Source organism: Thermophilibacter sp., from assembly GCF_966187215.1.
Window position 1 is genome coordinate 1 of record NZ_CBIFYV010000034.1, and the last position, 4,108, is coordinate 4,108.

The following is a 4,108-nucleotide window of genomic DNA, read 5'->3' on the forward strand; positions in this document are numbered from 1 at the left end:
CGCCAGCGTGATGAGGGTGACCACGTCGGCGGCCGTCGCGCCGCCGCGGTTGACGATGAAGTTGCCGTGCTCGGGCGAGATCTGCGCGGCGCCGCAGGTGGCGCCCAGAAGGCCGCAGGCCTCGATGAGGCGGCCCGCGGACTCGTCGCCGGGCGGGTTGCGGAAGACCGAGCCGCAGCTGGGCAGGCCCAGCGGCTGGGCCGCGCGGCGCCGGCGCAGGCGGGCGTCCATGTCGGCCGTCATGGCGGCGCGGTCGGCGGCGACGAGGTCGAGCGTGGCCTCGAGGACGATCTCGTCGCCGGGCAGCGACGTCGCGCGGTAGCCCCACTCGACCTCGCCGCCCTCGTGGCGCACGAGCCCGCTGCCGGGACGCAGCGACACCACGTCGCGGACGCGCCGGCCGATCCACTCGCGCCGGGTGCCGGCGTTCATCGAGACGGCGCCCCCGAGGGTGCCGGGGATGCCCGCGCACATCTCCAGGCCGCTCAGCGACGCGCGCAGGGCGGCGTTGACCACGTTGGACAGCGCGCAGGCGGCGCCGGCGGTGATCCGCGCCTCCTCGGGTGAGACCGTCATGCGCGCGAACTCGCCGTCGAGCAGGATGACGCAGCCGTCGTAGCCCTCGTCGGAGACGAGCACGTTGGTGCCGCGTCCCAGCACGACCCAGTCGACGCCCTCGTCGGCGAGGACCGCGAGCGTGCGCGCGAGCCCCGCGTGGCTGTGCGCGGTGACGCGCAGCGCCGCCGGGCCGCCTATGCGGTAGCTGGTCCTTCTCACCAGCGGCTCGTCGCGGGCCACGTCGGCGTCGACGGCCCCCGAGAGGGCCATGTAGGCGTTGAAGACGCTCACGCGCCGGCGCCCCCTCGCTCGCGCATGGCCTCGATGAAGGCAGGGCCGATGGCGGTCACGTCGCCGGCGCCCTGGGTGATGAGCAGGTCGCCGGGGCGGCACAGGTCGCAGAGGTTCTGGACGAGCCGCTTGCGGTTGGGCACGTAGGCGACGTCGAGGACGTTGCCGGAGTGGCGCACCGACTCCACGACCGTCTTGCCCGACACGCCGGGGATCGGCATCTCGCCGGCCGAGAACACGTCCATGACGCGCAGGACGTCGGCGTCGTCGAAGGCGTGGCCGAAGTCGCGCGCGAGGGCCTGCGTGCGGCTGTAGCGGTGCGGCTGGAAGACGCAGACGATGCGCTTGAAGCCGAGGTCCGCCGCCGCGCCGAGCGTGGCCGCGATCTCGGTGGGGTGGTGGCCGTAGTCGTCCACCACGGTGACGCCGGCGACGTCGCCCACGTGCGTGAAGCGGCGCCGGGCGCCCTTGAACTGGCTGAGGGCGGCGGCGGCCTCGGTCGCGTCGAGGCCCAGGACGTCGGCCACCGCGATGGCGGCCGTGGCGTTGGCCATGTTGTGGCGGCCGGGGTTGGCGGCGATGGTCACGCGCGCCTCGCGGCCGTCCGGCAGGCGCACCGCCAGGTGGCTGGCGAGCTCGTGGTGGGAGTCCTCGGGCAGGCAGACGTAGTCGCAGGAGTCGGAGAAGCCGTAGGTGACCACGCGGCGCCCCGTGGAGCGCGCGAGCTCGACGTAGCGGTCCACGTCGCCGTTGACGACCACCGTGCCCTCGTCGCCGACGAGGCCCATGAACTGGCAGAAGGTCTTCTCGACGTTCTCCAGGGTGCCGTAGTGGTCGAGGTGGTCGGCCTCGATGTTGGTGACCACGACCACGTTGGGCCGCAAGTAGAGGAAGGAGCCGTCCGACTCGTCGGCCTCGCAGACGAAGTGCTCGCCGAAGCCGTTGCGGCCGTTGGTGCCGTAGCCCTCGACCACGCCGCCGATGAGGAACGACGGGTCGAGCCCCATCTTGTCGAGCATCGTGGCGATCATCGAGGACGTGGTGGTCTTGCCGTGCGTGCCGGCCACGGCCACGGTGCGCTGCGAGCCCGAGAGGTAGCTGAGCATCTTGGCGCGGGGCCAGATGGGGATCTGCAGCTCGCGGGCGCGGACGACCTCGGGGTTGGTCTCGGGGATGGCCGAGGACGTGACCACGACCTGCGGCGAGACGGCGTCGATGGTGGCGGCGTCGTGACCCACGGTGACGTCGATGCCGGCGGCCTCGAGCTCGCGGACGTAGTGGGAGCTCTTGAGGTCGGAGCCGGTGACGCGGCAGCCGCGCTCGTGGAGCACGAGCGCGATGCCGCTCATGCCCGCGCCGCCGATGCCGATGAAGTGCGCGCTCGTTATGGTGTCGATGTCGGTGTTCTTCTCGACCATTGCCCTGCCTTCTGTGGGGTTTCGTGTCACCCTACTCTAGCCCAAACGGCGCGGCCGCCGCGCGAGGCCGGGACGAAATCGTCGCGTCCTCATCTCGCGGTGCACGCCGGGGCGGCGTGTTGCTCGGATAACCCGCAAAAAATGACATTCACAAACCTTAATCCTGCAATTATATGATTATGAAGTCATTTTTTGCGGGTTGTTGGGCGCCGAGAAGGACGGCGGGGCGACGCGCGAGAAGGACGGCGTCGCGGGCGGACCGTCGCGCGTCAGCGGGCCGCGGCCTCGACCTGGTCGGCCAGGGCCGCCGCGGCGCTCCCCTGCCCGAGGCCGCGCGCGGCGGCGCGCATCTCGTCGCGGCGGGCGGCGTCGTCCACGAGGCCCAGGAGCCTCTCGGCGAACACGTCGTCGTCGAGGCGGTCGTCGCTCAGCAGCTCGGCGGCGCCGGCGTCGGTGAGGAAGCGGGCGTTGGTGGTCTGGTGGTCGGCCGTGGCGTGCGGGTACGGCACGAGCAGGCTCGGCACCGCGAGCGCCGCGATCTCGGCGATCGAGGACGCGCCGGCGCGGCTGAGCACGAGGTCGGCGGCGGCGAGCGCCTGGCCCATGTTGGAGATGTAGGGCATGACGCGCCAGCGCAGCTGCTCGGCCGGCGTGAGCGCCAGCGCCGAGACCGTGCGCTCGAAGTCGTCGGCGCCGGTGGAGTGCACCACCACGAGCCCCTCGCGCGCCAGCAGCTCGCCCTTGAGGCGGCAGACGGCCTCGTTGAGGTGCGCCGCGCCGAGGGAGCCGCCGAAGACGAGCAGCATCGCCTGGCCCTCGCCCACGCCGAACGCCTCGCGGCCCGCCGAGCGGCTCGCGCCGGTGACGCTGCGGCGCACGGGGTTGCCGGTCAGCACCACGCGCGACGCGGGGCGCCCCTCGCGCTCGAAGACCTCGCGCGCGGCGGGCACCGAGATGCAGACGGCCGCCGCGTGCGGGGCGAGCGCCTTGTTGGCCAGGCCCGGCACGGAGTTCTGCTCGTGGAGCAGGTAGGGGACGCCCAGCCTGTGGCAGCAGTTGAGCAGCGCCATCTCGACGTAGGCGCCAAAGCCCACGGCCACGTTGGGCGCGCCCTGGTCGCGGAAGAGGCGCGCGATCTGCGACTGCGCGCGCCTCATGCGCGCGAGCGAGCTGACGAGCGTCCACGGGCGCGCGCGGTCGAAGCCGCTCACGACCACCGGCACGAGCTCGAAGCCCGCCTCCGGGACGAGCCGGCCCTCGAGCTTGGCGGTCTGCCCGAAGAAGCGGACGTGATGGCCGCGGTCGCGCAGCTCCTCGGCGAGCGCGAGCGCGGGGTTGATGTGTCCGGCCGTGCCGCCGGCGGCAATCGCGACCTCGAGGTGCCTCTCGTCCATGTGCCTCCCTTGTCCGGTGGCACCATCGTAGCGCATGCCGCGCGGGGCGCGGCAGGCGCGGCCCAGCGGCGTGCGCCCGCGGCCGTCCGCGCGCCTCCCCCGGAATGCCATCCCCCGGTCGCGCGCCTCATTAACACGCATAATCTGACATTCAGAAACCTTAATCCTGCGATTATATGATTATGAAATCATTTTTTGCGGGTTATTTGCCGAGAAGGGCGGCGAGAGAGGAGCGTCACCGAGGGGGCCTTCAGGCGAGAGGGGCGGTGCCGTCGCAAGGCGCGCCGGGCGCCGTCAGCGGCGCACGCGCGGGCCGTCGCCGCGGCCGCGCAGCCGCTCCGAGGCGCTCGGTCCCAGGTCGATGCGCCGCCGCCCGCTCGGGTCGGTCGTCACGCGCCCGCGCGGCGGCCTCCCCCGGTCCCGGTCGCGGCCCGCGCGGGCGCCGCC

3 protein-coding genes are annotated in these 4,108 nt (G+C 72.8%); all 3 read right to left on the reverse strand.

Annotated elements, in window-relative coordinates; translation table 11 throughout:
- Nucleotides 1–849, reverse strand: an 849-nt coding sequence (murB, locus tag ACWTSU_RS03185) for a UDP-N-acetylmuramate dehydrogenase (protein WP_455138432.1), incomplete at its 3' end; no start/stop codon positions are given.
- Nucleotides 846–2,267, reverse strand: a complete 1,422-nt coding sequence (gene murC / locus ACWTSU_RS03190; RefSeq protein WP_455138433.1) for a UDP-N-acetylmuramate--L-alanine ligase — start codon at nt 2,265–2,267, stop codon at nt 846–848. The genes murC and murB, both read right to left, overlap by 4 nt.
- A gap of 269 nt (nt 2,268–2,536) precedes the next feature.
- Complete coding sequence (locus tag ACWTSU_RS03195) at nt 2,537–3,661, reverse strand: UDP-N-acetylglucosamine--N-acetylmuramyl-(pentapeptide) pyrophosphoryl-undecaprenol N-acetylglucosamine transferase (RefSeq protein WP_455138434.1); 1,125 nt, start codon at nt 3,659–3,661, stop codon at nt 2,537–2,539.
- Between the last annotated feature and the right edge of the window lie 447 nt (nt 3,662–4,108).